Below are 4442 nucleotides of genomic sequence, written 5' to 3' on the forward strand. Positions count from 1 at the left end.
GTCGAGAACATCCAGAAAACCGTCGCCGATTTCTTCAATATCAAGGTCGCCGACATGTATTCGAAGAAGCGCCCGGCCAATATTGCCCGGCCGCGCCAGATCGCGATGTACCTTGCCAAGGAATTAACGCAAAAGAGCCTGCCGGAGATTGGCGAGCTGTTTGGCGGGCGCGATCACACGACAGTGTTGCATGCGGTTCGCAAGATCGGCGCCGACCGGAGCAAGAGCCCCGAATGCAATCATGAATTGCATGTGCTGGAGCAAACGCTGAAAGGTTGATCTGCCTACGTGCCTGTGGATAACTTTGTGGATATCCGTAGGATAAGTGGTGGATAGTAGGTGGATAAGTCGGATTAGGGACAAAATCACCTCGGCTTGGGGTTTTTGACCGGGTGTTTCTGTCAAAATATACAGTTGTTGCCGAGCCGTCCGGCGACGCAGGAAGCGAGTTCTTCGTCATCGCGCTTTTCTGCAGGTGAAACAAACGGACGTTGCGCGGCAAGTGCCGGCGATCATGGCAAATCGCCGGCGTTTGATTTTTATTGAGCACGCATTCGCGCATTTGTTTAACTATCTATCGATAAGGATCTAACTATGCAATTGGTTAAAGCCCAACGAGATGCGCTGTTGCGTCCGTTGCAGATAGTGAGTGGTATTGTCGAGCGTCGGCATACGCTGCCGATTCTGGCCAATATCCTCATTCGCAAGGACGGTGAGCGCGTTTCTTTCCTGTCGACCGACATCGAAGTGCAGATCACGACGCATGCACAAGTCGGCAGCGGCAACGATGCTGCATCCACCACGGTCGCCGCACGCAAGCTGCTGGACATCCTGCGTGCGCTGCCTGATTCCGGTGATGTTGCCCTGTCGCTGGCGAACAAGCGCATGACGGTGCAGTCCGGCAAGTCGCGCTTTGCATTGCAGACGCTGGCCGCCGAGGAATTCCCGACGGTTGCCCAGGCCGAGCAATACAACGCCAAGGTCACGTTGCCGCAGAAGGCGCTGAAGCACCTGTTCAACATGGTGCACTTCTCGATGGCGCAGCAAGACATTCGCTACTACCTGAATGGCCTGTTGCTGGTGGTCGATGGCAAGAATGTGATTGCCGTTGCGACCGACGGTCACCGTCTCGCGTTCTGCCAGGTGGCGACCGAGCAGGAATTCCCGCGCCAGGAAGTCATCATTCCGCGCAAGACCATCCTCGAACTGCAGCGCCTGCTGGAAGAAAACGACCAGCCGGTCGATCTGGAAATCGCGACCAATCAGGTCAAGCTGACCTTCAGCGATATCGAACTGATTTCGAAGCTGGTCGAAGGCAAGTTCCCGGATTACACCCGCGTGGTGCCGAAGGGCTACAAGAACAACTTCACGATCGGCCGTGACACCTTGCTGCGTTCGTTGCAGCGTGCGGCCATCATGACGTCCGACAAGTTCAAGGGCGTGCGCTGTGTGATCGCGCCCGGCAGCATGAAGATCAGTTCCACCAACGCCGATCAGGAAGAAGCAGTGGAAGAAGTTGAAATCGACTACGGCGGCGATAGCGTCGATATCGGTTTCAACGTCACCTACCTGCTCGACGTGCTGAACAATCTCAAGAGCGACAATGTGAACATTGCGCTTGGCGATGCCAATTCATCGGCATTGCTGACCGTACCGGAAAATCCCGACTTCAAGTATGTCGTGATGCCGATGCGTATTTAATAAGGGCTTTTTGCACACGTAAAAACGCCTTTTGTTTTTCCCCAATGATTGGGCGTGCGAAATCTCGTTTTAAAGCGTTTTCAGAGTGAAAAACTGCTTTAAAAACAGGGACTTCGCCCCCAATTAGGATGAATACTGCAACAACTGTTTTCGACGCCTTTTCCCCCATTCCCTCCGCGCTTTTCCGCGAAGCCGAGCAAGAAAAGACCTCACCGTTGCTTCATCCGTCACCGTAATAAAGGTAGCCATGTCCGCGATCCCGAACGAGAACCCATCCTCGCAATCCGCCCAGTACGGCGCGTCGTCCATCCAGATCCTCGAAGGCCTGGAAGCCGTACGCAAACGTCCTGGCATGTACATCGGCGATACGTCGGACGGCACAGGCTTGCATCACTGCGTCTTCGAAGTGCTGGATAACTCCATCGATGAAGCGCTGGCAGGCCACTGCAGCGAAATCCACGTCACCATCCATTCGGACAATTCGATCTCGATCACCGATAACGGTCGCGGCATTCCGACCGGCATCAAGTGGGACGACAAGCACGATCCGAAACGCAGCGCGGCCGAGATCGTGATGACCGAGCTGCACGCCGGCGGCAAGTTCGACCAGAACTCGTACAAGGTTTCCGGCGGTCTGCACGGCGTGGGCGTGTCCTGCGTGAATGCACTGTCGAAAACGCTGAAGCTGACGATTCGCCGCGATGGCAAAGTGCATTCGATGGAATTCTCGCGTGGCGTACCGGTCAATCGTGAAATTGAAACCATCGACGGCCAGGTCGTCTCGCCGATCAAGGTGCTGGGTGAAACCGACAAGCGCGGCACTGAAGTGCACTTCTGGGCCGACGAGGAAATTTTCAACAACGTCGAATTCCATTACGACATTCTCGCCAAGCGTATTCGCGAACTGTCGTTCCTGAACAATGGCGTGCACATCAAGCTGACCGATCAGCGTACCGGCAAGGAAGAAGACTTTGCGTTCGAAGGCGGCACGCGTGGTTTCGTTGAATACATCAACAAGGCCAAGAGCGTCTTGCATCCAACGGTTTTCCAGGCAACCGGCGAGCGCGAATCGGAGCAAGGTACGCTGGTCGGCGTCGACGTTTCCATGCAATGGAACGACGCGTACAACGAACAGGTGCTCTGCTTCACCAACAACATTCCGCAACGCGACGGCGGCACGCACCTGACGGGTTTGCGTGCAGCGATGACGCGCGTCATCAACAAGTACATCGAAGAAAACGATCTGGCCAAAAAGGCCAAGGTCGAAGTCACCGGTGACGACATGCGCGAAGGCCTGACCTGCGTGCTGTCCGTCAAGGTGCCGGAACCGAAATTCAGCTCGCAGACGAAAGACAAGCTCGTGTCTTCCGAAGTACGTGGCCCGGTCGAAGAGATCGTTGCCAAGACGCTGACCGACTTCCTGATGGAAAAGCCGAACGACGCCAAGATCATCTGCGGCAAGATCGTCGAAGCGGCGCGCGCACGCGAAGCAGCACGCAAGGCACGCGAACTGACGCGTCGCAAAGGCGTGATGGACGGTTTGGGCCTCTCCGCCAAGCTGGCCGATTGCCAGGAAAAAGATCCGGCACTGTGCGAACTGTACATCGTCGAGGGTGATTCCGCAGGCGGCTCCGCCAAGCAAGGTCGCGACCGCAAGTTTCAGGCGATCCTGCCGCTGCGCGGCAAGGTGCTGAACGTCGAAAAAGCGCGTTTCGAGAAAATGCTGTCGAGCGAACAGATCACCACACTGATCGCCACGCTCGGCACCAGTATCGGTGTCGACGAATTCAACATCGACAAGCTGCGCTATCACCGCATCATCATCATGACCGATGCGGACGTCGACGGCGCACACATCCGCACGCTGCTGCTGACGCTGCTGTATCGCCAAATGCCACAACTGGTCGAGCGCGGCCATGTCTACATCGCACAGCCGCCGCTGTACAAGGTCAAGCACGGCAAGGACGAGCGTTATCTGAAAGACGATCTGGAAGAAGCCGTCTACATGATGCAGATCGCATTGAACGACGCATCCATCACGCCGAACGAAGGTGCCGCACCGATTACCGGTGAAGCATTGTCGGAACTGGTTCGTCAGTACAACACGTCCAACGCGATCATCAATCGCCTGACGCGCACCATCGATTCGGCTGCGCTCACCGCCATCATGACCGGTGTGACGCTGGATCTCGGCTCGCAGCAAGCTGCTGACGAATCGGCCGCTCGCCTGCAGCAAGGCATCGACGATCCAGCCGTCAAGGTCAGCGTTGTACACGACGAGCTGGCGGACAAGTTCGCATTGCGCATCGAGCGCATGTACCACGGCAATATCAAGGTCACCGGCTTCGATGCTGATTTCGTCGCGGGTCCGGACTACGGAGTACTTGCATCAGCCGCGGCAACGTTCAAGGGTTTGATTGGCCCGGGCGCTACCGTACAACGTGGCGCCGGTGACAAAGCCAAGGTCAGTGCCATCAGTGATTTCCACCAGGCGATGAACTGGCTGCGCGGCGAAGCCGAACGCAGTGTCGGCAAGCAGCGCTACAAAGGTCTGGGTGAGATGAATCCTGAGCAGTTGTGGGAAACGACGATGGACCCGAACGTGCGCCGTCTGTTGAAAGTGCAGATTGAAGATGCGATTGCAGCGGACCAGATTTTTACGACACTGATGGGCGACGATGTGGAGCCGCGTCGGGCGTTTATTGAGACAAATGCGCTGGCGGCGGGGAACATCGATATTT

3 protein-coding genes are annotated in these 4442 nt (G+C 56.3%); all 3 read left to right on the forward strand.

What is annotated here, in order from left to right; genetic code table 11:
- On the forward strand, positions 1 to 279 hold a 279-nt coding region (locus VN114_RS00390; RefSeq protein ID WP_325510854.1), incomplete at its 5' end, for a helix-turn-helix domain-containing protein.
- Positions 280 to 594: 315 nt separating this feature from the next.
- Positions 595 to 1701 carry a DNA polymerase III subunit beta gene (dnaN, locus tag VN114_RS00395; RefSeq protein ID WP_188421918.1) on the forward strand — a complete coding sequence of 369 codons (1107 nt, stop codon included), beginning with the start codon at positions 595 to 597 and terminating at the stop codon, positions 1699 to 1701.
- A gap of 247 nt (positions 1702 to 1948) precedes the next feature.
- Positions 1949 to 4442 (forward strand): DNA topoisomerase (ATP-hydrolyzing) subunit B (gene gyrB / locus VN114_RS00400; protein ID WP_325510859.1); only part of this gene is annotated, 2494 nt, incomplete at its 3' end.

Origin of the sequence: Oxalicibacterium sp. (assembly GCF_035565035.1) — a bacterium.
In the GTDB taxonomy this organism is placed as follows: domain Bacteria; phylum Pseudomonadota; class Gammaproteobacteria; order Burkholderiales; family Burkholderiaceae_D; genus Oxalicibacterium.